General features: G+C 52.4%; 22 protein-coding genes. 11 read left to right on the top strand and 11 right to left on the bottom strand.

The features are described 5' to 3' along the window. Positions 1–60: 60 nt before the first annotated feature. Together ATL17_RS05170 and ltaE are read right to left on the bottom strand one after the other, a co-directional pair. Positions 61–1350, bottom strand: a complete 1290-nt coding sequence (locus ATL17_RS05170) for an NAD(P)/FAD-dependent oxidoreductase (RefSeq protein ID WP_133571689.1) — start codon at positions 1348–1350, stop codon at positions 61–63. Positions 1351–1352: 2 nt separating this feature from the next. Then, positions 1353–2405 (bottom strand): low-specificity L-threonine aldolase, encoded by a 1053-nt coding sequence (gene ltaE / locus ATL17_RS05165; protein WP_133571688.1) that lies wholly within the window; start codon positions 2403–2405, stop codon positions 1353–1355. 101 nt (positions 2406–2506) lie between these two features. Between ltaE and ATL17_RS05160 the strand changes: the two genes are divergently transcribed. The 5 genes from ATL17_RS05160 (at position 2507) to ATL17_RS05140 (ending at position 5997) form a co-directional block, all read left to right on the top strand. Beyond that, entirely contained in the window at positions 2507–3529 is a 1023-nt protein-coding gene (locus ATL17_RS05160) for a P1 family peptidase (RefSeq protein ID WP_133571687.1), read from the top strand. Between the two features lie 2 nt (positions 3530–3531). Further along, positions 3532–3864 (top strand): arsenate reductase family protein, encoded by a 333-nt coding sequence (locus tag ATL17_RS05155; protein WP_133571686.1) that lies wholly within the window; start codon positions 3532–3534, stop codon positions 3862–3864. A gap of 114 nt (positions 3865–3978) precedes the next feature. Continuing rightward, entirely contained in the window at positions 3979–4578 is a 600-nt protein-coding gene (locus ATL17_RS05150; RefSeq protein WP_208111114.1) for a sigma-70 family RNA polymerase sigma factor, read from the top strand. Further along, positions 4575–5237 (top strand): ChrR family anti-sigma-E factor, encoded by a 663-nt coding sequence (locus ATL17_RS05145; protein WP_133571685.1) that lies wholly within the window; start codon positions 4575–4577, stop codon positions 5235–5237. Before ATL17_RS05150 ends, ATL17_RS05145 begins: the two co-directional genes overlap by 4 nt. A 7-nt stretch (positions 5238–5244) precedes the next feature. Continuing rightward, the gene (locus ATL17_RS05140) at positions 5245–5997 is read left to right on the top strand and encodes an SDR family NAD(P)-dependent oxidoreductase (RefSeq protein ID WP_133571684.1); all 753 of its coding nucleotides are present in this window, start codon (positions 5245–5247) and stop codon (positions 5995–5997) included. Between the two features lies 1 nt (position 5998). Here the strand turns inward: ATL17_RS05140 and ATL17_RS05135 are convergent, their stop codons facing one another. Next, positions 5999–6787 (bottom strand): DUF1365 domain-containing protein, encoded by a 789-nt coding sequence (locus ATL17_RS05135; RefSeq protein ID WP_166638901.1) that lies wholly within the window; start codon positions 6785–6787, stop codon positions 5999–6001. After that, positions 6784–8112 carry an NAD(P)/FAD-dependent oxidoreductase gene (locus tag ATL17_RS05130; RefSeq protein ID WP_133571682.1) on the bottom strand — a complete coding sequence of 443 codons (1329 nt, stop codon included), beginning with the start codon at positions 8110–8112 and terminating at the stop codon, positions 6784–6786. Before ATL17_RS05130 ends, ATL17_RS05135 begins: the two co-directional genes overlap by 4 nt. A 155-nt stretch (positions 8113–8267) precedes the next feature. Here ATL17_RS05130 and ATL17_RS05125 point away from each other — a divergent pair, with 155 nt between their 5' ends. Beyond that, positions 8268–8669, top strand: coding sequence for a DUF2177 family protein (locus tag ATL17_RS05125; protein ID WP_133571681.1), 402 nt, complete (start codon positions 8268–8270; stop codon positions 8667–8669). Here the strand turns inward: ATL17_RS05125 and solA are convergent. Continuing rightward, positions 8666–9838, bottom strand: a complete 1173-nt coding sequence (solA, locus tag ATL17_RS05120) for an N-methyl-L-tryptophan oxidase (protein WP_133571680.1) — start codon at positions 9836–9838, stop codon at positions 8666–8668. The two genes, ATL17_RS05125 and solA, sit on opposite strands and share 4 nt — an antisense overlap. 218 nt (positions 9839–10056) lie before the next feature. Between solA and ATL17_RS05115 the strand changes: the two genes are divergently transcribed. After that, complete coding sequence (locus tag ATL17_RS05115; protein ID WP_133571679.1) at positions 10057–10479, top strand: CHAP domain-containing protein; 423 nt, start codon at positions 10057–10059, stop codon at positions 10477–10479. 63 nt (positions 10480–10542) lie between these two features. Here ATL17_RS05115 and ATL17_RS05110 read toward each other — a convergent pair whose 3' ends face one another. The 4 genes from ATL17_RS05110 to sseA all read right to left on the bottom strand — a co-directional run bounded on the left by ATL17_RS05110 (position 10543) and on the right by sseA (position 15327). Beyond that, on the bottom strand, positions 10543–12015 hold the full coding sequence (locus tag ATL17_RS05110) for an ArnT family glycosyltransferase (RefSeq protein WP_133571678.1): 1473 nt from the start codon (positions 12013–12015) through the stop codon (positions 10543–10545). 14 nt (positions 12016–12029) lie between these two features. Beyond that, entirely contained in the window at positions 12030–12938 is a 909-nt protein-coding gene (locus ATL17_RS05105; RefSeq protein WP_133571677.1) for a pseudouridine-5'-phosphate glycosidase, read from the bottom strand. A gap of 11 nt (positions 12939–12949) precedes the next feature. Beyond that, positions 12950–14050: a carbohydrate kinase gene (locus tag ATL17_RS05100; protein WP_133571676.1), complete on the bottom strand. Its 1101-nt coding sequence runs from the start codon at positions 14048–14050 to the stop codon at positions 12950–12952. Between the two features lie 419 nt (positions 14051–14469). Continuing rightward, positions 14470–15327: a 3-mercaptopyruvate sulfurtransferase gene (sseA, locus tag ATL17_RS05095; RefSeq protein ID WP_133571675.1), complete on the bottom strand. Its 858-nt coding sequence runs from the start codon at positions 15325–15327 to the stop codon at positions 14470–14472. Positions 15328–15419: 92 nt separating this feature from the next. On the opposite strand from sseA, the gene ATL17_RS05090 reads away from it, so the two are divergent. The 3 genes from ATL17_RS05090 to ATL17_RS05080 all read left to right on the top strand — a co-directional run bounded on the left by ATL17_RS05090 (position 15420) and on the right by ATL17_RS05080 (position 19062). Next, entirely contained in the window at positions 15420–17228 is a 1809-nt protein-coding gene (locus ATL17_RS05090; protein WP_133571674.1) for an ABC-F family ATP-binding cassette domain-containing protein, read from the top strand. Between the two features lie 68 nt (positions 17229–17296). Continuing rightward, positions 17297–18178: a DMT family transporter gene (locus ATL17_RS05085; protein ID WP_133571673.1), complete on the top strand. Its 882-nt coding sequence runs from the start codon at positions 17297–17299 to the stop codon at positions 18176–18178. Further along, complete coding sequence (locus tag ATL17_RS05080) at positions 18175–19062, top strand: DMT family transporter (RefSeq protein ID WP_133571672.1); 888 nt, start codon at positions 18175–18177, stop codon at positions 19060–19062. The genes ATL17_RS05085 and ATL17_RS05080 overlap by 4 nt, the downstream gene beginning before the upstream one ends. Here the strand turns inward: ATL17_RS05080 and ATL17_RS16875 are convergent. Then, complete coding sequence (locus ATL17_RS16875) at positions 19059–19448, bottom strand: DUF3224 domain-containing protein (protein ID WP_166638900.1); 390 nt, start codon at positions 19446–19448, stop codon at positions 19059–19061. The genes ATL17_RS05080 and ATL17_RS16875 overlap by 4 nt on opposite strands. Before the next feature lie 75 nt (positions 19449–19523). On the opposite strand from ATL17_RS16875, the gene ATL17_RS05070 reads away from it, so the two are divergent. Beyond that, a complete protein-coding gene (locus ATL17_RS05070; protein WP_133571670.1) occupies positions 19524–20336 on the top strand; it encodes a helix-turn-helix domain-containing protein in 813 nt (270 codons plus the stop codon). Here ATL17_RS05070 and ATL17_RS05065 read toward each other — a convergent pair. Next, a complete protein-coding gene (locus tag ATL17_RS05065; protein ID WP_133571669.1) occupies positions 20333–21472 on the bottom strand; it encodes a trans-sulfuration enzyme family protein in 1140 nt (379 codons plus the stop codon). The genes ATL17_RS05070 and ATL17_RS05065 overlap by 4 nt on opposite strands. Positions 21473–21686 lie beyond the last annotated feature (214 nt).

The raw sequence follows: 21686 nt of genomic DNA, 5'->3' as shown, positions 1-21686 counted from the left end.
AGTTAGAATGGTTCTAAGAAAGCGGAAACTATTCCTATTTGCTTGTGTATAATTTGATTTTTAGCCAATTTTCGCATATTTTAGAATTGGATAGCCCGCATGCATGGCCGCTGCGCCACATTCATAATAGGCGGACTTTGTCGCTGTCATTTGTTCATCATATTGCTCCACCGGCGCGAGCGGCAGCAGGCTTTCATCCTGATTTATCAGCGCTTTGACCATTTGAGTGCCAAACAAAGTGCCGGGGCCGATGCCGCGGCCCGAATAGCCGAATGGGGCGTATCCCTTGCCGTCAAAATTCATAATTTTAGGAAGATGGTCTGACGTCATCGCGATCTTGCCGCACCATTGGTGCGTGAATGGCATGTCCAGCAAATCTGGATAGAGGTCGCGCAGTTTTTGTCGGCCCCACATTTTGTGGAACGGCGCCGTGGCATGGTCCAAACTGCCAATTGCCCCGAGGATCAGGCGATTTTCTGCATCGAGCCGCAGGCTGGTCATCACTGTTGCGCAATCCCACGTGCCTTCACGGTTCGGCAGTATTTTGGCCGCTTGTTCCTCACTCAGTGGTGCGGTTGCAGATTGGAAAAACTGCACTGTCGAAAATTGATTTTTCGGGTGACGCACATGTTTATGATCATACGCATTGGTGGCGATGATCACATATTTGGCCGTAAACTCGCCTTGTGCGGTCGCCACGCGCCACGCGCCATTTTGCTGCACTGCGGTGGCAGGGCAATGCTCCACAATTTTTGCGCCCGCATCTTGTGCCGCCTTGGCCAATCCTTGGGCAAATTTGAGCGGATGGATGGTGCCTGCGCGGGGATCAAACAGGCTGGCCACAAAATGGGTTGAGCCAAGCCGCGTCTGGGTTTCTGCTTCGTCCAGCATTTGCACGGGCGCGCCGCGCACTGAAAGCTGGGCAAGCCGCTTGTCCAAATCCTTCTTGTGATAATAGCTTTGGGCGCAATGCAGCGTGCCGTTGCGGACTGCGTCGCACTCTATCTGGTGTTGATCGATCAAGTTGAACACGAGAGCTGGCGCGCCAGCAAGGGCTTTGTTCAGCTTTTCGCCTGCCGCTTTGCCAAGCGTGTCTTCCACTTCCTGCGGTGGGGTCCACAGCCCGGCATTTACCAGTCCGACATTGCGGCCTGAGCCGCCAAAGCCAATGGTTTCGGCTTCCAACAAGATGACGTTCAGCCCAGCTTTCGCCGCCTCAAGGGCCGCGGTGCAACCGGAAAAACCACCGCCTATAATGGCGAGGTCAACGCTTTGTGTCTCATGCATTCGCGCAAATGTTGGGGCGTTTGCGGTGGCTTGCCAAAGGTTGGTGAGTGGCGCAGTCGTCATATTTACCCGTTGAAGCTTTTGAAGGCAGAAATGATTTGATCGAGCTGATTGTCGTCAATATTGCGGTGCAAAACGATCCGGCTTTCTGTGCCCGCTGAGACAATGATTTTATGGTCGCGCATATGTGCGCCGAGCTTTTTGGCGCGTTCCTTATCGAAGTGTACAAACAGCATGTTGGTTTGGTTGTCCTGATAAGTCACATCATAGCGCCCGGTTTCATTCAGCGCGTCGGCAAGTGCTTTTGTGCGGCGGTGATCTTCAGCCAAATCATCAACATAATTGTGCAGCGCAAAGCGGCCCGCTGCAGCGATGATGCCGGCCTGGCGCATGCCGCCGCCCAGCATTTTGCGCCAGCGTTGTGCTTGCTTGATAAAGTCATTGCTGCCCACCAAAACGGCACCAACAGGTGCGCCCAAGCCTTTGGATAGGCAGATATTGATGCTGTCGAACGGGTCGGCCATGGTGGTGGCGTCTACGCCCAGTTTCACGCAGGCATTGAACATGCGGGCGCCATCAAGGTGCACATTCAAATTATGGGCGCGACCAGCGTCAATTGCCGCCTTTGTGCGCTCCATGCTGATGGCTTGGCCCGAATTGGTGTTTTCCAAAACCAGCGTTTTGCTGTTTGGAAAGTGGGTGTCGTCCGGCTTGATAGCCGCATGAATATCGTCGGGGTTCAGGCCGCCATCTTCCTGCACGGGCAGGGGATCATAAGTTAGGCCGCCCAGCACTGCCGCGCCGCCAGCCTCATATTTGAAAATATGATATTTGCGCCCCACTAGAATTTCATCGCCACGCGCATTATGCGTGAGCATCGCGACCAGATTTGACTGGGTGGAGGAAGGGAGAAACAGCCCGGCTTCTTTGCCTAGTTTGTCCGCCATTTCCTGTTGCAATGCGTTCACATTTGGATCGTCACCATAAACATCATCCCCAACATCCGCAGCGGCCATCACCTCGCGCAATTGCGCGTCAGGTTTGGTCACAGTGTCGGACCGAAGATCAATAAAATCAGCGATATTGTCGATATTTTGGGTTTTGAGATTCTCGTACATCTTGGTGCAATCTATTTTGGAAAAGAAGATGAGGGGCTAGTCAGCCGGAGAGTGGCATGTCACTAATTTTGGTGCAACCAATATGTCGAAAGATTTGAAGAATGTACGGCCCTTTTGAACAGCATGGACAAGATTATTGGCAATTGCCCACCGGGCCTAAAAATACCATTTGTGATGTGGCTGGAGTTAAGGTCGGTAATGCCCAGAATATGCGCGGAACTGCACGCACCGGGGTAACGGCGCTTTTGCCGATGGAAGACAATATTTACGCTCATAAATTGCCTGCTGGTTGTGCAGTGATCAATGGGTTTGGCAAATCGGCCGGGCTGGTGCAGGTGGCGGAACTGGGCGAGATTGAAACGCCAATATTGTTCACCAACACTTTCGGGGTTGGCACCGGCGCGCAGGCTTTGATCAAACATGCTATCGCTCACAATCCGCAAATTGGACGACAGGGACCAACGGTGAACCCGGTGGTGTTCGAATGTAATGATGGCCGCGTCAATGATATTCAGGGGGTGGGCATTGATGAGGCGTTGGTGGAAACGGCAATGGGGCAGGCCGATACTGACTTTGCGCAAGGCACAGTAGGTGCAGGTACGGGCATGTGCACGTTTGGCTTTGCGGGAGGCATTGGCAGCGCATCGCGATTGGTTGATCTTGACGGGCAAAATTTCACACTGGGCGCTTTTGTGCTGTCCAACTTTGGCCAACGGTCCAGCTTGCGCGTGTTCGGGCAAAGTCCGGCTCATTATCGCGGCGAAGACAGCGCGGATAAGGGTTCAATCATCATTCTGATGGCAACAGATTTGCCGATGGATAGTTTGCAGCTAACCCGCCTGTCACGCCGCGCTGGCGCGGCGCTTGGACGGTTGGGCAGCCATTTCGGCCATCAAAGCGGCGATATTGCCTTGGCCTTTTCTACCCAAAATCCCCGTAGCTTAGAATGTGATGCGCTTGTGACCCAGCAGCGGGTTGCGGATCGTTATATGGATAAGATTTTTATGGCCGGTGTTGAGGCTACAGAAAATGCAATTTTAAACGCGCTTTGGCATGGCGAACCCCATAAAGGGTATGACGGTTCAGTTTTGCCACGTTGGCGCGATATGTTTGAAAAGGGATGAAGATGACCAAGCTTTATGGATTGAAGAATTGTGACACCTGCCGCAAGGCGCAAAAAGCGTTGGAGGCGGAAGGGCGTGAGGTCGCGTTTCATGATGTGAAGAAGGAGCCATTGTCGCGCGGGCAGTTGGCGGATTTTCTGGAAACATTTGGTGCAGACAAGTTGGTCAATAAAAAGTCCACCACTTGGCGGGGCTTGAGCGAGGCGGAAAAAGCAGGTGACCCGCTTGATTTGCTGGTGGCGAATGCCAGCTTGATGAAGCGCCCTGTTATTATTGATGGGGAGAAAAAATATCTTGGTTGGCAAAAGGATGTACAAGCAGCGCTAATCGGTTAAGCTTTCCGATGGGATAGCACCCGCAATAGACTTTAAATTTTTTTGACCCGCGAGTGAACCGAAGTTCAAAATGCCCCGTTTCATAGGCAAAGAACAGTCACAAAGGGTCCAAATATGCGATCGGCGTTGAATTTGGCACAGAATGACGAAGACACTGATAGGGTGGATGATCCAACGCTTTTGAAGCAAGCCATGGTGCGTGTGGCGAAAGAACAGGATCGAGACGCCTTTCACTTTTTGTTTTCTTACTTTGCCCCTCGGGTGAAGGCAGTGCTTTTAAAGGCCGGTAGCAGCGAAAGTCAGGCAGAAGACCTGATGCAGGATGTGATGATGACCGTGTGGCGCAAAGCAAAGCTTTATGCGCCAGAGCGCGGTTCTGTGAACGCTTGGGTGTTCACCGTCGCACGGAATGCAAGAATTGATTTGCTGCGGCGCGCCTCTTCAAGACCCTATGATGATGTTTATGAAATTGAACTGGAAAGTGATGTCGCCTCGGGCGAGGACGAAATGTTCGAAACCGAGCGAGCAGAACGTGTAAGCGAAGCGCTTGCCGAATTGCCTGAAGAACAGCGGCAGATCATAGAATTGGGATTTATTGAAGACATGTCGCAAAGCGAAATTGCGGAAAAGCTTGATTTGCCATTGGGCACCGTGAAATCCCGGATGCGTCTTGCTTACGGTAAAATGAAATCTAAGTTGGAGGCGGTGCGATGAAAACGACACACCATCTCGATGAAGCCACCTTGTTGCGTTATGCGAGTGGCGATTTAGATAGCGCGTTCACCATTGTGGTCGCTGCGCACTTGGCTATGTGTGACGAATGTCGCCAAGCTGTGCGTGATGCGGAAGAAATTGGTGGCCATATGATGGATCATGTGGATGAGGCCCCCGTGGCGTCGGACGCATTTGAGAAATTGATGGCGCGGTTGGACACAGGCGAAAATGAGCAGATTGAAGTTGATCTGCGCAAGAATGCGCAGTCTGACAGCGATGTGCCTTTGCCATTGCGAGAGCTGATTGGCGAGCATCTGGATGATGTGAGCTGGCGGCTTGTTGCACCCGGTGTGCGTAAGCATGAAATTCGCATGGGCAAAAAGGGTGAATCCTTCCTCTATATGCTGAATATTTCGCCGGGCATGGCTGTGCCAGAACATGGGCATGGCGGCGCGGAAATGACCTTGATTTTGTCAGGCGCATATCGCGACAAGCTGGGTGTGTTTGGCCCGGGTGATGTTGCGGATTTGGATGAGCATATCGAGCACCAGCCGATTGTTGAACCTGGCGAAGCTTGCATCTGTTTGGTGGCGACTGAGACCCCAACGCGGTTCAAGGATCTGATCTCTCGCTTGATGCAACCCTTTGTGCGCATTTAGGTGATTTATGTCCTTTAAAGGCAAACATTTCTGGATCACGGGCGCGAGCACGGGAATTGGCCGTGCTTTGGCTAAGAAGCTGGATGCAGAAGGCGCTTTGGTTTCCGTATCTGCCCGGTCAGAAGATAAGCTGCACGAGCTGGAGGCCGAAGGCGAAAATATACGTGCATTCCCGTTGGACGTGACCGACCAATCGCTGATGGGTGCTGCCATTGATATGGTGGCGGACCGCGCGCCAATTGACCATGTGGTTTTGGGCGCCGGTGCGTGGAGCATTATGGACAGCGACCAAATGGAAATGGGGCCAATCCGCACGGGCATGGAAGTCAATTATTTCGGCACCATCAATGCGATTGATAAGCTGATCCCTATGATGATTGCACGTAAAGCGGGTCATATATCCATCATCGCATCCGTTGCGGGTTATCGTGGTTTGCCGCGCTCTATTGCTTACAGCCCCACCAAGGCGGCATTGATCAATCTTGCTGAGATTTTGAAGGTGGAGCTTGAGCCACACAATATTGGCGTGAGCATCATCAATCCAGGTTTTGTGGATACACCACTCACGCAGGACAATCCGTTCCCTATGCCCGGTATCATCACCGCAGACGAGGCGGCTGATGCCATTTATAAAGGGCTAAGCAAGGGCAAGTTCGAGATTTCGTTCCCGTTTGGCTTCACCTTGCTGATGAAGGTTTTGCGGGTTGCGCCAAACTGGCTTTACCTGTTCATTATGCGCCGGATCAAAGCGTCGATTTAGTCTAAGCTTTGTCTACATTGTGTGGTTTTTTGAAAATCGCGATGGCGCGTTTGGGCGCGTTAGGTTTAGGCTTCGGCCGTAACCCTTTCACCCACAGTTTGAACGCCTCATAATTGATGCCGAACACGACTTTCATGGTCATCCAGCCTGTGCGGGCGAGGGATTTGAGCAGTTGAAAGTCTGTAAGTGGCTTTTGCTCGCCGCGCAAAAAGGCGTTGAGCAGGGCACCCTCTTTATCCTTCAGCGCCACGCCTAGAGTAAGTTCAGCGCCAGGTTTGGTGACATGAAAGCGGTAGGTGCCTTCAACCTTGTTGAAGGGCGACACGTAAAATTGCTTGTCGCAATCCTGCCAAACCACGCCATCTTTTTGCTCCCCTGCTGGGATCACATAGGTATGGCGCTGCTTAAATGTATTGCGCACTTCATAAATCATCACTTTGATTTCGCCGCGCTCCACCCCGTAATAGGTGGTGAGCGGATTGAAGGCAAAGTTTAGAATGCGGGGATAGGCCAGCATGAAAAAGCGCAGCCGATCACCAGTCACGCCCGCTTGTGCCGCCAGATTGTGCAGATAGCCGGGCAAATCTTTGCCTGTGCCATCGCCAAAATCTTTGTCATGCAGCGATACCAAATTCAGTCGGTTATGGCTGAACAATCTGAGATGGCTAGCGGTCCGATCTAAATCGTCCACATTCACAAACATGTTGAACACGCCATATCGCAGCTTGTGCTTAACTGGCCGCAGCCGTTTGTGGGTCACCACGCCATCATAGATTGCGCTTTCCATCATTCGGCGGCCTCGCGGGTGTGGATGGGCTGCACATGAATGCGCCCAGAAGGGTTGGCCACGCTCCATGGGCGTTGCTCGCCGCCCAATTGCTCGGCTACCGCCAGGCCGGATTGGATGCCATCTTCATGGAAGCCATATCCGAAATAGGCGCCGCAGAACCAGGTGCGGTTTTTGCCCTGAATGTCCCACAATTGCTTTTGCGCTTCGATTGAATCGCTATCAAACACCGGATGCATGTAATCAAAGCTTTTGATCACGGCTTTGGGGTGAATTTCTTTTGTTGGGTTAAGGGTCACAAACAAATTGGTTTTGGTTTCAAGATGCTGCAACTCGTTCATCCAATAGGTGACGCACAGTTCATCTTCACCATTGATGGTTTGTTTGAGATAGTTCCAGCACGACCATAAGCGCTTGCGCTTGGGCATCCATGCATCATCTGTGTGCAGCACAGCTGTGTTCGCCTGATAGGGGAATTTGCTCAGCAGATTTTGTTCTTCAAATGACGCATCATCGAGCATGGTCAGGCTTTGGTCTGCATGGCTGGCCATCACCACATGATCAAAGGGGCGCAGCACGCCGTTGGCATCTTCAATATGCACATAGTTTGGGTGCCGCATGATCTTTTTGATCGGGGTGGAAAGATGCACTTCAATATTGGCTTCTTCCATCAAGCGTTGCACATAAACGCGGCTGCCGCCGATCACAGTGCGCCAATCTGGTTTTTGGATCGCCTTCATCAAAGCGTGGTTGCGGTAGAAATTGATAAAAGTCTGCGCTGGATAGTCCATCATCGCCTTGGCTTTTGTGGACCAAATGGCAGCGCCCATGGGGATGATGTGGTTGTCGATAAACGGACGGTCATAGCCTTCACGTGCCAAAAAATCGCCAAGTGAGATTTCACTGGCATAGGCGGTTACGCGATCTCGCGCCGTTTTGAAAAAGCGCAAAATGTCGCTCAATTGGCTCCAATGGGTTGGGTTTGCCACATTGCGGCGTTGCCCGAAAAAGCCGTTGAGGCCAGAACCGGAATATTCGTATTTTCCACCATTCATGGTGAAGGAAAAACTCATATCCGTGTGTTTGGTCTGAATGTTTAAATGATCAAACAGCGCTGAAAGGTTCGGATAATTCGGCTCGTTATAAACGATGAAACCTGTATCAACCGGAATATTGCCTTCAGGCACTGGTGCATCCACTGTGTTTGAGTGGCCACCAAGATAATCATTGGCTTCGTAAAGCGTCACATTGTGGTTTTTTGATAAAAGCCAAGCCGCACTAAGCCCTGAAATTCCTGAGCCAACAATGGCGATGTTCAACTTACTCATAAAGTCCGGTTCCGATTGATAAATCTGTTGTAGAAGAAACGCGGACCTGTCGTGAATGGATCACTGTAGATTGCGTGAATATTTTGCTTATTCATCCTGTTTTGGTGATCCAAGATTGGCGCTTGCGGCGTAGTGCTAGCAATAGGAGCATCAATATGACCAATATCATCGCTTATGTCGCCACATTGATTGTGTTTCTGGGCATAGATTTTGTCTGGCTCAGCTATGTTGCGCGCAATTTTTATTTCGAGCGCATGAGCCATCTGATGGCTGAAAGCCCGAATTTCACGGCCGCTGGCCTGTTCTACTTATTTTATGTGGTCGGCATTGTTTATTTTGCCGTGTTGCCGGCGCTTAAATCCGGATCGATGATGACCGCGATTGTGTCCGGCGCGCTGCTTGGCCTTGTCGCTTACGGCACGTATGACATGACCAACTATGCGACCCTCAAAAACTGGTCTTTGACCGTGTCCATCGTAGATATGATTTGGGGCGCAACCCTAACGGCAACCTCAGCCGCCGCCGGGTTCTATCTGACCCGCATGTTTACCAGCTAAGCCACGTCGAAGCGGGACAATTTGAAGGGCGAAATGTCGTAAGATGTTTCGCCCTTTGTCATGAGTTGCGCCAGCATTTCGCCGATGGCAGCGCTATGTTTAAACCCGTGGCCGGAGCAGGGAGAAACAAGGAAAACATTTTCCATTTCTGGATGATCATCCATGATGAATTGCCCATCGGGTGCAGCTGTGTAAAGGCAAGTGGCGGATCGTACGACATTTGGGTTTAAGCCCAGCAGTCGATTTTGAACATGCCGTGCATAGAATGCATCTTGCTCCGCTTTGGACACGTCGCGGTTGGTTTCTTCAGGCGCGGTTGGCGCGCCATAAAATTCTGACGCCATTTTAAACTGGTGCTTTGCCGCCAGAGAGGGCATGCCATAAAAGAAATCATCCGGTTTTTCGCCATGTGGCCAAGCGAATGCAGGGCTGTTTTCCCACGCCGCTTGATGTTCGGGCTCAATGTCCAGCCAATGCAGCACTTGGCGGGTGGGCTGAAAAATGTTGTGCCATTTCTCTGAAAGAAATGATCTGACCCATGGGCCCGCACTCAGGATCACTTTGGCCGCGTCATATTCGTCAGTCGAGGTGCGCACTTTTACGGTACCGTCACGCTGGGGCAGAATTTGCTCTACCAACGTGCCATAGTGCAATGCGGCTCCATGTTTTTGCGCCAGTTTCAATTGGTTGTCGACACATTGTTCGACCCGCAAATAGCCAGCACCGGGTTCAAAATAGGCGCGTTCGCTGTCGGCAATCAGATAGTTTGGAAAGCGGTGGCGCACCTCTTCGGGCGACAGCATTTCATGGTCAATATTGAATTTTTGCGCTGCTGCTTCTGTTGTGTCCAGAAAGCCCTTTTTGGCATTGGTTTCGGCAGCTTTGTCGCTTGAGATCATCACCGCGCCAATTTGGTGCAACAGCTCGTCGCCAGTTTCTGCCTCGATTTCACGCCAAATTTCATGCGCCCGCAGGGCAAAGGGCACATAGGCGAACCCTTCGCCAATGGCCTGGCGCGTCAGGCGGCTTTCACCGTGGGTAGACCCATGAATATGGGGTGGGGTATGCCGGTCTAAGCCCAAAACTTTGACGCCAGATTTGGCCAATTGATAGGCGGCAGCGCTACCCATAGCGCCAAGGCCCACCACGATCACATCATATTGTTGCATTTACGCCTCGGTTGCTGCGCGAAAGGAAGGTATTTTTAGCCATTCGATCTGTTTTGCGGCGCATCGTCAAGGGGTCCTCATTTTTGACACATTCGGGCGGCACATGGCGGGCTTTCGCGTTTCGGACGCGCTTTTATCTCGTGTGCGCCTGCTGGTTGGCGCTTTGGACTAACGATTGGATAAATGGGGCCCACTGGCCCGCTTGGTGAATAAACTACATGATGAACAAGACTATTCGCGCGGCTATCGCCGCGATTGCGCTTGCGTTGCCTGTTTTTGCGGCAGCGCCAGCTCAGGCTACGCCTTTGATCAAATTAATGGAAAAAGATTTGGGGCAGCGTCGCCCCAACGGATGCCCATCAAAATGGTGTGCGTGCTATATGGACCAAATTCTAAAACGCGCCGGATTTGACGTGCGCGGCTCTTTCCGGGCCCGAGATTTTGCTTCATATGGCAAAAACACAAAAGTTGCCAAAGTTGGCTCGATCATGGTGATGCGCAACCATGTGGGCGTGGTGATGGGCAAATGCTCAAACGGCCAAGTGAAAATTATCTCTGGCAATTATTCTAAGAAGGTCGCGGTGGGATGTTACCCCGCCAGCAAAGCCATTGCATGGCGTGACCCGATCAAAGCACGCTAGGAGTAGCCGTGCTTTCAACTTTAATGGGTGCCTTCAACTGAGTTGGGCACCCATTTTCTTTGCCTAATTTTTAAAGCCTGTCGCTAAGTAGGCATGTCGCTTTTCCACCAGATATCCTTGGCGGTAGATCTCGATTGTATCGAGCAGCTCCACCTGCTCAAACCGCGCTTCAAGCTCTGCGCCCAACCCGTTGCCGGAATGGGTGACGATCAAGGCGTTGTCACCCAGATGTTCCGATGGAGCAAACCAATAGCGGAATTGCGAATGCGCGGAACCAAGGTCCGTTACATCTGGATTTTTCAAGGCAAAGCCAAGCGGGGCGCTGATCGTATAGTGCGTTCCTGCAATAAAATCTGGCTTATGTTCTAAGCTGAGCTTCTCAACCCATTCTGCTGTATCTTCCCAACCGAAAGAGCGTGCCGAGAAATAATCTGCGGTGCTGAAATAGGTGCGGATCGGAAGTGCTCCGAAATTATACGCGATGATTGCGGCCAGCAGCACGCCATAGGCGATATGGGCAAACAGCAGCCAGCCCCAACGGATAAAGTGGGCGAGGAACGGCAGGATGGCGATATAGGCCACCAAGTTCCAATGGAACATGATGTCAGTGGTGAGCGATAGCGCCAGAAACAAGAGGGTTGAGGCCCAAAAGATACACCGTGCCAACCCAAGCTGCGGGACGTTTTTGCTGGTTGGCCAAAGGCATTTGGCCAGCGGCCACAGCAAGAAGGGGGAGAGGAACCCAATCATCCCGCCCAAATAGCCGATGAGGCCGCTAAAATTGTTCTCCGTGGGCAGGCCCGCATGGCGGTCGCGTAGAATAAATGTGATGGATGAAGCGTTGGTGTTGATGTTCCAATAGATTTCCGGGCCAACCACCAACAAGAAAAGCGCGAAGGCGGCATAACTTTGCCAGTGTTTTAATATGATGCGCGCTTGCTTGTTGGCGAGGGCATAAAGAAACGCTCCGGCACCCAGCAGCACTGCGTTATATTTTGCCAATGTGGCTAAGCCCACGCAAATGCAAGCGGCGTAAAGCCACGGCCAAGGGCGCGCGCCCAATTCCATTGCATTGAAGAATTTGATGAAGCAGAGCAGGGCCAAAAGCAGCAGCATCACCATCAAATGGTCGGGCAGCGCTAGCATGGTCATGGTGAGGAAAATTGGCGTGGCCAAAAACAGGATCAGCGTGAGCACAAAATGCTGTTTTGGCTGGTCGCTGATCTGTTTGGAAATGGCCCACAATATCCAAATGTCTGCCAAAAAGGTCAGGATGGGGCCAATACGCAGGGCCAGCACGTTCCAGCCGAACAGTTTTGAGGCGAGCCATAGCATCCATGCATTGAGCGGCGGGTGGTCATAATAGGAAATGGCTGGATGTTGCGACCACATCCAATAATAGGCTTCGTCGGCCACCATGTTGCCGCTGAGCCAAAAGAAAAGGCGCAGCCCCAGCAAAAGGGCAACGCCTGTGATCAATGAATATTTTAAAATAGGGCCGATAGCTTTTAGATTTTGCTGATCATTCACAAGCATTTGGCCCCATTTTTCTATCCTTTTGCGGCGATGGCGATCTCCCCAGCCAACTTCGCATTGTTGATCAATAGCGCAATGTTGGCTTTGAGTGAACGGCCGCCGCTCAATTCCACCACTTTACCCAAAACAAATGGCGTCACAGCCGCGCCTTTCACACCATTGGCGTCGGCTTCCGCGATGGCTTTGTCGATGATGGTTTCCATCTCATCATTGCTCAAAGCATCTGCTTCCGGCACTGGGTTGGTGAACAGCAAGCCGCTATCCGCGCCCAAGTCGCGCCAAGCATTAAAGGTGGCCGCAGCCTCGTTCACATTGTCCACACTGTGGGGCAGGGCCATGCCGCTATCGCGGGTATAGAAGGCGGGTAGGTTCGGGGTTTGATAGCCGACGATTGGCACGCCTTGGGTTTCCAACACTTCCAATGTCAGCGGCAAGTCGAGAATTGATTTTGCGCCTGCGCACACCACGGCAACAGGGGTTTTGCCCAGTTCGGTCAGGTCAGCAGATACGTCAAATGGATGGCCACGATGCACACCGCCAATGCCGCCAGTGGCAAAGATATCGATCTTTGCCGCTGCGGCCACGATCATGGTGCCCGCGACGGTGAGTGAGCCGGAGTGTTTTTTGCCCAACAGGGGTGCGAAGTCGCGGCGCGAGCATTTGGCGATTGAGCCGCGTTCACTCGTGGCGAAATCCTTGAGTTGCTCTTCAGACAAGCCAACTGTGACTTGTCCGTTTACAATGCCCAAAGTGGCTGGGCAGGCGCCAGCTTCCTTCACGGCATTTTCCATAGCCAAGGCTGTTTCCAGATTGCTGGGATAGGCCATGCCATGGGTCACCACGGTGGTTTCAAGTGCCACGATTGGGGTGTCGTTGCGAAGGGCTTCGGCAACATGTGCGCCAAATTGAAGATCAAAATTCATGGGAGGAATCCTTATTGAAAATGCTGCTGCGCGAATGTTTCAACCGCCGCATGGGAGAGGTCGGGGCTGTTGCGCAGGGTGGATTTTAGGGTGTGTTGCGCCGCGCCAATGCCAAACTGGGCCGCTTGGCTGAGCGGGCGTTGTTGATTAAGGCCATGCAGCGTGCCCGCCACAAAGGCATCGCCCGCGCCAGAAACGTCCACAATTTCGGCGGCGGGTACTGCAAGGTGCTGCATGGTGGTGGGTTGATCGTTTTGCGCGGCCAGATAAACGCCATTTGCGCCATCGGTCATAATGGCGTGTGCCGCGCCGCGGGCGAGCAATGCATCCAATATGGCTTGCGGCTCTTGTTCACCAGTGGTCGCTGCTGCTTCATCTTTGTTGCAGAAGAGATAGCTGACGCCAGATAAATCCTGCGGCAAGCGTTTGAACTTGGGTATGGATACACTGTCGATGGCCAGTTGAATTTGCTGGTCACGGCAATGGGTGATCAATTTCGCCAACCCGTCTGCGGGTAGGTTTGTGTCGGCAAATACCAGCGCTGCACCGCTTACCAACCCGATATTGGATTGCACAAATTGGGCATCCATCTGGTTGAAAATGTCCATATCAGCCACGCCAAGATAAAGGCTGCCATTGGGCTGCATGATTGCGGTGTAGGTGCCGGTGGTGCCATTGGTACTACGCACCATATGGCTCAAATCAACGCCGCTTTCCGCAGTGGCGCCGATCAATGCATCTGCCGCGCCATCATCGCCAACAATGGACAATAGTTTGGTGGCATCGCCCAATCGTGCCAGATTTTCCGCCACATTGCGGGCGACGCCGCCGCGCGTTTCCTCTGCGCTGGCCGGGTTGGAGGTTTCCAAAATGCCAGGCTCTTTCAGCTTGAGCACCCGATCCATCACCGCGCCACCAATGCACAAAATGCTTTGCTGTTGCGCAACGATATAGGCACGGCCAAGGATAAAGCCTTTAGCCTGCAAGCGCTCAATATAATTGGCCACAGTTGCGCGTGCCACGCCCAATTGCTCGCCCAGTTCCTTCTGGCTGGCATAGGGGTGCGCGGTGATTGCGGCCAATAATCTTTGTTCTAAATCGGTGAGTGACATGCGCCTATATTGCAAAAGTTTGTTTTATAAACATTTGCAATATAGATTCTGACGAATGATGTCCACCTCAAATATCCGCCGAGGGTGCGATTGCATGTGGCGATGCTGAAGTACCTCACCCTTAACCCTATTGGATTACCGCGCTGATGCTTTGCACTAAGTCGCCTGACACCCGGCGTCACCCCGGACTTGATCCGGGGTCCAAGTAGCATCCTGGTTATGCGGGGCATCTCGGTAAACCGAAAGGCTCTATGGATTACCGGGTCAAGCCCGGTAATGACGTGGGAGTAAGTGGCTTGGCGCGGTGAAACTTATGGGCGCTGGCCTCGACGCCACCACTCCGCATTTGGTGCCGTGTCATGCAGCAGTAGATCCCGGCACAGGGCCAGGACGGTGCCGGGGCTAAATGAACGTGCGTTCTAGCCCTTCACGATTGGTGTTTCCGGGCGTGCGCCCCATTCGGACCAAGAGCCATCATAAAGCCGGGTGTTTTTGTGGCCCAAAATATCGAGCACAAGCAGGATCACGCAGGCGGTTACGCCGGAACCGCATGTGGCGATGGTGGGTTTGGTGCTGTCGAATTTTTCATTCACGATGCGGGCCAGTTCGGCCTTTGGCAGCAACCGGCCATCATCATCAAGAAACCCGGCATAGTGCAGATTTTCCGCGCCGGGCATATGGCCCGCCCGCATGCCTTCGCGGGGCTCATCTGTTTCACCGTTAAATCGGCCAGGCCCACGCGCATCGAGAATATTGCAGCTTTGATCGCCTTTGTTCACCAGCTTTAGAAGTTCCTCAAAAGGCACCAGTTTCTGTGCATCAAACTTGGCGGCGAAGTTGCCCGTTTCTTTAGGTGAGACTTTGCCAGCCTCAGTTGGATGGCCTTGCTTTTCCCAATAGGGGAAACCGCCATTGAGAATGCGCACATTTTGTGCGCCCATCTGGCTCAGCATCCACCACGCGCGGGCAGCAGAAAACAGTCCTTGGGTGTCATAAACAACAATTTCATCATCATTGTTCACGCCCATTTGCCGCATTTGATCTTCGAAGAAGTGGGCGCTGGGCATCGTGTGCGACAAGCTTGAATTGGGATCGGATAGGTCTTTGATGGAGAAGAATAGGGCACCGGGAATGTGTTTCTCATCATATTCTTTGGCTGCATCGCGGTTGGCGTTGGGCAGATGCATTGAGGCATCAAAGATCACTAAATTATCTTGTCCCAGCTTGTTCGCTAGTTCGTCGGCCTCAATCAGATATTGATCCAAATTTTCACTCATAAATCTGCCTTTGCGTTTGATGTGGCATCAATTGGCCATTGTAATTGTGTCAATCAATGGTAGTAGAGCCTAAACAGGAATGTAGACACAATATGGCCAGCGCAGTTCTTTCACTTCAAGATATTTTTCTCACCTTTGGCGGTACCCCGCTTTTGGAAGGGGCCGAACTGTTTGTGGCGCCGGGCGAGCGCATTGCGTTGGTGGGCCGCAACGGGTCTGGCAAGTCGACCTTGCTCAAGATATTGGCAGGCGATGTTGAGGCGGATAGCGGCACGCGCTTTGTGCAGCCGGGGGTGACATGGCGCTATTTGCAGCAAGAGCCGGATTTGAGTGCTTACGACACTGTGTTGGATTATGTGCAAGACGGCTTGGTTGATGGCGATGATCAATTTCGCGCACCCTATTTGCTCGGCGAGTTGGGGCTTGATCCTGAGGCATCGCCAAAAGGTCTATCAGGTGGCGAGGCACGCCGCGCGGCGCTAGCCCGTACATTGGCACCGGAGCCAGATGTGTTGTTGCTGGACGAGCCGACCAACCATTTGGACTTGCCGGCCATTGAGTGGCTGCAGGATGAGTTGAAAAGTATGAAATCGGCGATGGTGATCATCTCGCACGATAGACGTTTCCTTTCAGATTTGACCCAATCTACCGTTTGGCTGGACCGTGGACGCACGCGCCAAACCAGCCAAGGCTTCGCCCATTTTGAGCAATGGCGTGATGAGCTTTTAGCGCAAGAAGAGTTGGAACAGCACAAGCTGGATCGGCAGATCGTGCGCGAGGAGCATTGGGTGCGCTATGGTGTCACCGCGCGGCGCAAACGCAATGTGCGCCGTATGTCAGAGCTGGCCGATCTGCGCCAGAAACGTGCCGACCATCGCGGGCCGACAGGCAATGTGAAAATGCAGGCCACGGAAGGCCAACAGTCCGGTGCCATTGTTGCCGATGTGAAAAATGTGTCGAAGAGCTTCGGTGATTTGACCATCGTGAAAGACTTCACGCTGCGGGTGATGCGCGGGGATCGGTTGGGTATTGTCGGGCCAAATGGCGCAGGCAAATCCACATTGATCAAGCTGATCACAGGTGAGCTGACGCCAGATGAAGGCGAGGTGCAATTGGGCACCAAGCTCGAAATTGCGGTGCTGGACCAGAAGCGAGCGCAGCTTGATCCTGAAACCAGCCTCAAAGATAGCCTAACGGGCGGCGGTAGCGACAATATTATCATTGGCGATCAGACCAAGCATGTGGTCGGCTATATGAAGGATTTCCTGTTCTCACCCGAGCAAGCAGGCACTGCTGTGGGCAAATTGTCTGGCGGTGAGCGCGCGCGTGTCTTGCTGGCCAAAGCTATGGCGCAACCGTCTAACCTGTTGATCCTTGACGAACCGACCAATGATCTGGATTTGGAAACGCTGGATTTGTTGCAAGAAATGCTGGCCGATTATCATGGTACGGTGATCGTCGTCAGCCACGACCGTGACTTTTTGGACCGTGTGGCTACGTCCATTTTGGTGCATGAAGGTGGCGGCCATTGGCATGAATATGCGGGCGGTTATTCTGACATGGTGGCTTTGCGTGGCCACGGGGTTGGGCAACGCAAGCGCGAAGATAAGCCCAAAAAGGACAAGCCAAAATCCACTACGGCACCCGCTGCACCGAAACCGCAGAAAAAGCTAAGCTTCAAGCACAAGCACGCGCTGGAAAATTTGCCGAAATTGATGGAAGAGCTGGAAGCCAAAGTTGCCAAATTGAATGGCGAACTGGCCGATCCGGAACTTTATGCAAAGTCGCCTGAAAAGTTTCAAAAGCTAACCGAAGAGCTGGGTGCAACTCAGCAAAAATTGGATGCGGCAGAAGAAGAGTGGCTTGAGATTGAAATGATGCGCGAGGAAATTGAGGGATAGTCTCCCTTGCCGCTTTTTAGAAATTGGTCTAACCATTAGGGCTGCAGTTCTTTTTATAGTTGGCCAACATGGAATTATCGACCCCTCGCGCACTGCTTTTGGCAGTGGCTGCAATCGCTGTTTTGAGCTTTATGGATGTGAACATCAAGGCCTTGTCCGCTGATGTGACAACCATCCAAATCCTGTTTTTCCGTCAGGCCGTGGCGGCGCTCATTCTTGGTGGTTTGGTGCTGGCGAAGCGATCACGTTTTCCCACAAAAGCGCAATTGCCCGGGCATTTTCTGCGCGCCATGTTGGTTGGGGCCACAGCCTATTCTTTCTTTTATGCGATCGGTAAATTGCCGCTGGTGTTGGTGACATCGGTTTTCATGTCTGCGCCTTTGATGGTTAGCTTAATGGGCGTGATCTTCCTCAAGGAAGAAGTTAGCAAAACGCTCATTTTCGGCACCATTTTGGGCTTTGCTGGTGCCATGGTGATCGTGTTGGGCGGCGGCAGTGACGATATTGCATTGAGTGATGATACATTTGCTTGGCTTGCGACGATCTTTGCGCCTGCTGCCTATGCGCTTGGTGTGGTGGTGATGAAAAATCAAACCAAGCAAGCGGATGCGATTGCGATTACGTTTCTGCAGGCAGCTTTCGTCGGGATTTGTGTTTTGCCGTTTGTGTTTTTCCAGTTTGAAATGCCCAATGTTGAAGTGGGTGCCCGCTTGGTCGGCGTTGGTGTTTTGGGGGCGTTTGGCTTTTTGATGTTCGTGTCGGCGCTCAAACATTTGCCCGCCTCTGTGTTTGTGCTCACTGAAAACACTGCCTTGCTCTGGGCGGCACTGTTTGGCTTTATCTTTTTTGCTGAGGTGCCCGCGCTTACCACGTGGATTGGTGCCTTTATGATCATTGTTGCCTGCCTGCTTGCTGCACGCAAGCAGGTGCGCCGCACGCCGAAACGATGAGCAGGCTGCTCCACCGCATAAAACCTTCCGCTTTGGGGTTGGCGCTTTTGGCCATGTTTGCCTTTGCCGTGATGGATGCGCTGGTGAAAGTGCTGGTGGTTAGCCTGCCTGTGGGGCAGGTGGCGTTTCTACGCACGCTGGGCAGTGCGTTGATCTTTTTCGGCGTCGCCCTTTGGGGGCAGCATCTTCATTTTGCTGGTGTGCAATGGCGCTTGCATGTGTTGCGGGCGGCGGGGGCTGCGCTGGTGACGCTTTGCATGTATTTTGCACTCGCCAACTTCGCCCTTGTCACTGTGGCCGCCTTCGCGCTGACCGGGCAATTGATCAGCACACTTTATGGTGTGGTGTTTTTTAACGAAAAATTCGATGGCAAAATTGCGGTGGCCTTGTTGGTGGGGCTGCTCGGCGCTTTGCTGTTTTTAATCAGCGAAGGCTTGTTCTCCGCGCAGATCAGCCTGTCGCTTTTGCCTCTTTTGGCGCTTATTGCTGTGCCAATTTTGGAAGCAACTTTATTGGCTTTTCTAAAGCTTCATACGCAAAAGGAAGGCCCAATATTGATGTCATTTATTCAGCTTTCCTTGGCCGCGCTTATTCTGTCGCCGGGGCTCGCTCAATATGTGCCGTTGAGCGTTGGCCAGTGGGGCATTTTGGCTGCAACTTGCGTTGTTGGTGCCTTTGCGGGGTACTGGTCTGTGATTGCGCTGAAGCAATTGCCGGTGGGCGTTTTTGCGATCACCGACAATACCAGCGTAGTGTGGGCAGCCTTGTTGGGGCTAGTGTTGTTTTCACATGTGCCCACGCCGTTGCAATGGGTTGGGGCTGCGCTGATTTTCGCCAGCTGCTATTTTCTGTCGATCTATCTGACGCCGAAAGATGAGGCTTAAAGCGATATATCCAAGTGCCAATTGACCTTATTGGTGTGTCCCGCTTCATAACCGCCTTGGCCAGTTGCGCCTTCAAATGCGCCCGTGCCGGAGCCTTCAACAATTTGCCAATGTGTTGTGGCTTTGTCCGTCGCCCAAGTGCCGGTTTCCAAAATGGTCAATGTGCCCGGTTCGCCATTTAGGCTGCCGTTGAACAGGCGAAATCCGTGATAGGTTGCGGTGCTTTCATCGCAATAAAAGAGCTGCATTTTGATGCTGGCTTTGCCTTGCAGATCGCCGTCAAACTCTTCTTTCACCAGTGCTTCGCTGAATTTTTGTTGGTCGTTGATTTGCTCGACCACGGTTTCATCCCAAGATAGATGGCTATAGGTGCCCGTAAGTTTCATGCTGTTTTTCCTTGTTGATCTGGCCCTAGCTTGGCAAAATCTGTTGATGATGAATTGTAATTTCGCGACAAGCTGATGGAAAAATCTGATCCCAATCTTGGCCCAGCCCGTGGCTTGATTGCCAAACATGTTTCGATGGCTGAATTTGATCTGACGCGCATTGCGCCTTCGGCTGAAGCTGGGCGTTGGGTTGAAAATTATTGGGTGATTGAATGGGATCGCGGGGATCGGCCTGTTTACCGGCAAGAGAATTTGCCACACCCGAGTGCACATTTGGTTTTAGACCCGCAAGCAGGATCTGGCTTATTTGGGGTTCAAACAAACCGCTTCTTTTATGAACTGTCGGGAAAGGGGCGCGTAATCGGTCTCAAATTCCGGCCTGGCTATTTATATGAGCTTTGGCAGCAGCCCATCGCAACGCTGACAGATCGGCATGAGGTCAATCTTTCGCCATTGGGCGTAGATTTGCGCGCCCTGGAGGCGGAGTTTGTTGCCTTGAGTAAGCCTGCAGAGATGGCAGAACGTTTGGATCAGCATTTTGCAGCCATTGAGGCTGATGAAGATGCCAAAGCCAAACAGGCCCACGATTTGGTGCAATTGGTTGAGGCCGATGCGGATTTGACGCGCATGTCGGAATTGGCTGCGCAATCCGGCTTAAATGCGCGGCAACTGCAACGCCTGTTTGCGCAATATATTGGCGTGTCGCCCAAGTGGGTGATTGATCGCTATCGGATGATCGAGGCGGTGGACGCCATCAATCAAGGCGAAGAGCGCTCTTTGACAGAGCTGGCCCATCGCCTTGGCTATTTTGATCAGGCGCACTTCACCAAAGCCTTTTCGGCGCTGGTCGGCCGCACGCCGCAGCAGCTATTGGCGCAATCGGCTTAGCTGAGGGCGGCCTCGAGGTCGGCAATCAGATCGTCGATATGCTCAATGCCGACAGAAAGGCGCAGCAGCGTTTCCGGAATGCCCGTGGTGCTTTCAATTGTATAGCGATGCTCCACCAAGCTTTCTACGCCGCCCAAAGATGTGGCGCGTTTGAACAGCTTCATTTTGCCCACAACATCAAGTGCGCGTTGCTTATCACCTTTCACCGTGAAGGAGAGAAGCGGTCCAAAGCCGTTTTGCATTTGTGATTTGGCAAGCGCGTGCGCTTCATGGCTTTCGAGCCCGGGGTAGAACACATGATCCACTTGATCATGATTGCTCAAATAGCTTGCCACAGCCATCGCATTTTCGCTCATGCGCTCCATGCGCAATGGCAAGGTCCGCATGCCACGGATCAGCAAATAGGCTTCAAAGCTGCCGATCACCGCGCCTGCATCGTGGCGGTCCACTTTGATGTCTTGCCAGATTGTTCGCGTTTCATCGTCCACGGCCAACACACCGGCCAGCACGTCAGAATGGCCATTGATGCTTTTGGTGCCGGAATGCATCACAATATTTGCGCCAAGATCCAGCGGGTTGGAAGTGGCAGGGCCCGCCGCTGTGGAATCGACTGCCAAGATGGCGTCCACTTGTTTCGTCGCATCAGCGAGTGCGCTTATGTCAGTGATGTGCAGCCACGGGTTTGATGGTGTTTCGATGAAGACCAGTGCAGGCTTTTCAGCCGCGATCAATGCAATGGTTTCGTCTGTTTTGCTGGTGTCTTGCTCAATCAATTTGACGTCGCGGCGTTCGCAAAACTCTCGCGCCCATTTGGTCGTGCCCCAATAAATTTGCGATTGCATGATGATGGTTTGGCCTGCGCGAATGGTGCGGAACAGGGCGGCAATGGAGGCCATGCCAGTTGGAAACACCAACGCATCCTGCGCATTTTCAGCTGTGGCCAAAATCTTCTCTGCCAGCCGCACAATGTCATTATCGTCGCGGGCATAGATGTTGTTGTCGCGCAGTAGGTCATATTGCTCATCCCGCACAAATGTTGTGGAGGGTTGAATTGCAGGCACCACGCCGCCTGTTTGCTGGTCGATATAGCCAGCGGCTTGCGCAAAAAGAGTTTCCAAGCGTTGGCGACGCGTCATAATTTCCTCCAATTTCGGGAGCATGGGCTTAATCGCGCATGCAATGAGAGTGTTTTATGTAGCAAAAAGCAAAGCTGCGTAGAAGTATGAAAGATGTAGTAAAACTTCACCTGTGCAATATCTAGAGGCTGATATGTAACCGTAACCGTAGGTTCGTTACATTTTTGTCACATATTGGATTTGAATGGTAGAATATAAATTATTCTGCTAGTAA

Origin of the sequence: Maritalea mobilis, from assembly GCF_004363175.1 — a bacterium.
GTDB lineage: Bacteria > Pseudomonadota > Alphaproteobacteria > Rhizobiales > Devosiaceae > Maritalea > Maritalea mobilis.
The sequence above is the reverse complement of the archived record's forward strand: the minus strand, read 5'-3'. Positions and strand labels throughout refer to the sequence as shown.

Bases quoted from the DNA above. Each gene is read 5' to 3' on its own strand.
- ATL17_RS05130 (WP_133571682.1), bottom strand. From the start codon at position 8,112: ATGAGTAAGTTGAACATCGCCATTGTTGGCTCAGGAATTTCAGGGCTT.
- ATL17_RS16875 (WP_166638900.1), bottom strand. From the start codon at position 19,448: ATGAAACTTACGGGCACCTATAGCCATCTATCTTGGGATGAAACCGTG.
- solA (WP_133571680.1), bottom strand. From the start codon at position 9,838: ATGCAACAATATGATGTGATCGTGGTGGGCCTTGGCGCTATGGGTAGC.
- ATL17_RS05070 (WP_133571670.1), top strand. From the start codon at position 19,524: ATGGAAAAATCTGATCCCAATCTTGGCCCAGCCCGTGGCTTGATTGCC.
- ATL17_RS05145 (WP_133571685.1), top strand. From the start codon at position 4,575: ATGAAAACGACACACCATCTCGATGAAGCCACCTTGTTGCGTTATGCG.
- ATL17_RS05155 (WP_133571686.1), top strand. From the start codon at position 3,532: ATGACCAAGCTTTATGGATTGAAGAATTGTGACACCTGCCGCAAGGCG.
- ATL17_RS05170 (WP_133571689.1), bottom strand. From the start codon at position 1,350: ATGACGACTGCGCCACTCACCAACCTTTGGCAAGCCACCGCAAACGCC.
- ATL17_RS05140 (WP_133571684.1), top strand. From the start codon at position 5,245: ATGTCCTTTAAAGGCAAACATTTCTGGATCACGGGCGCGAGCACGGGA.
- ATL17_RS05150 (WP_208111114.1), top strand. From the start codon at position 3,979: ATGCGATCGGCGTTGAATTTGGCACAGAATGACGAAGACACTGATAGG.
- ATL17_RS05125 (WP_133571681.1), top strand. From the start codon at position 8,268: ATGACCAATATCATCGCTTATGTCGCCACATTGATTGTGTTTCTGGGC.
- ATL17_RS05100 (WP_133571676.1), bottom strand. From the start codon at position 14,050: ATGTCACTCACCGATTTAGAACAAAGATTATTGGCCGCAATCACCGCG.
- ATL17_RS05160 (WP_133571687.1), top strand. From the start codon at position 2,507: ATGTACGGCCCTTTTGAACAGCATGGACAAGATTATTGGCAATTGCCC.
- ltaE (WP_133571688.1), bottom strand. From the start codon at position 2,405: ATGTACGAGAATCTCAAAACCCAAAATATCGACAATATCGCTGATTTT.
- ATL17_RS05085 (WP_133571673.1), top strand. From the start codon at position 17,297: ATGGAATTATCGACCCCTCGCGCACTGCTTTTGGCAGTGGCTGCAATC.
- ATL17_RS05080 (WP_133571672.1), top strand. From the start codon at position 18,175: ATGAGCAGGCTGCTCCACCGCATAAAACCTTCCGCTTTGGGGTTGGCG.
- ATL17_RS05090 (WP_133571674.1), top strand. From the start codon at position 15,420: ATGGCCAGCGCAGTTCTTTCACTTCAAGATATTTTTCTCACCTTTGGC.
- sseA (WP_133571675.1), bottom strand. From the start codon at position 15,327: ATGAGTGAAAATTTGGATCAATATCTGATTGAGGCCGACGAACTAGCG.
- ATL17_RS05110 (WP_133571678.1), bottom strand. From the start codon at position 12,015: ATGCTTGTGAATGATCAGCAAAATCTAAAAGCTATCGGCCCTATTTTA.
- ATL17_RS05065 (WP_133571669.1), bottom strand. From the start codon at position 21,472: ATGACGCGTCGCCAACGCTTGGAAACTCTTTTTGCGCAAGCCGCTGGC.
- ATL17_RS05105 (WP_133571677.1), bottom strand. From the start codon at position 12,938: ATGAATTTTGATCTTCAATTTGGCGCACATGTTGCCGAAGCCCTTCGC.
- ATL17_RS05115 (WP_133571679.1), top strand. From the start codon at position 10,057: ATGATGAACAAGACTATTCGCGCGGCTATCGCCGCGATTGCGCTTGCG.
- ATL17_RS05135 (WP_166638901.1), bottom strand. From the start codon at position 6,787: ATGATGGAAAGCGCAATCTATGATGGCGTGGTGACCCACAAACGGCTG.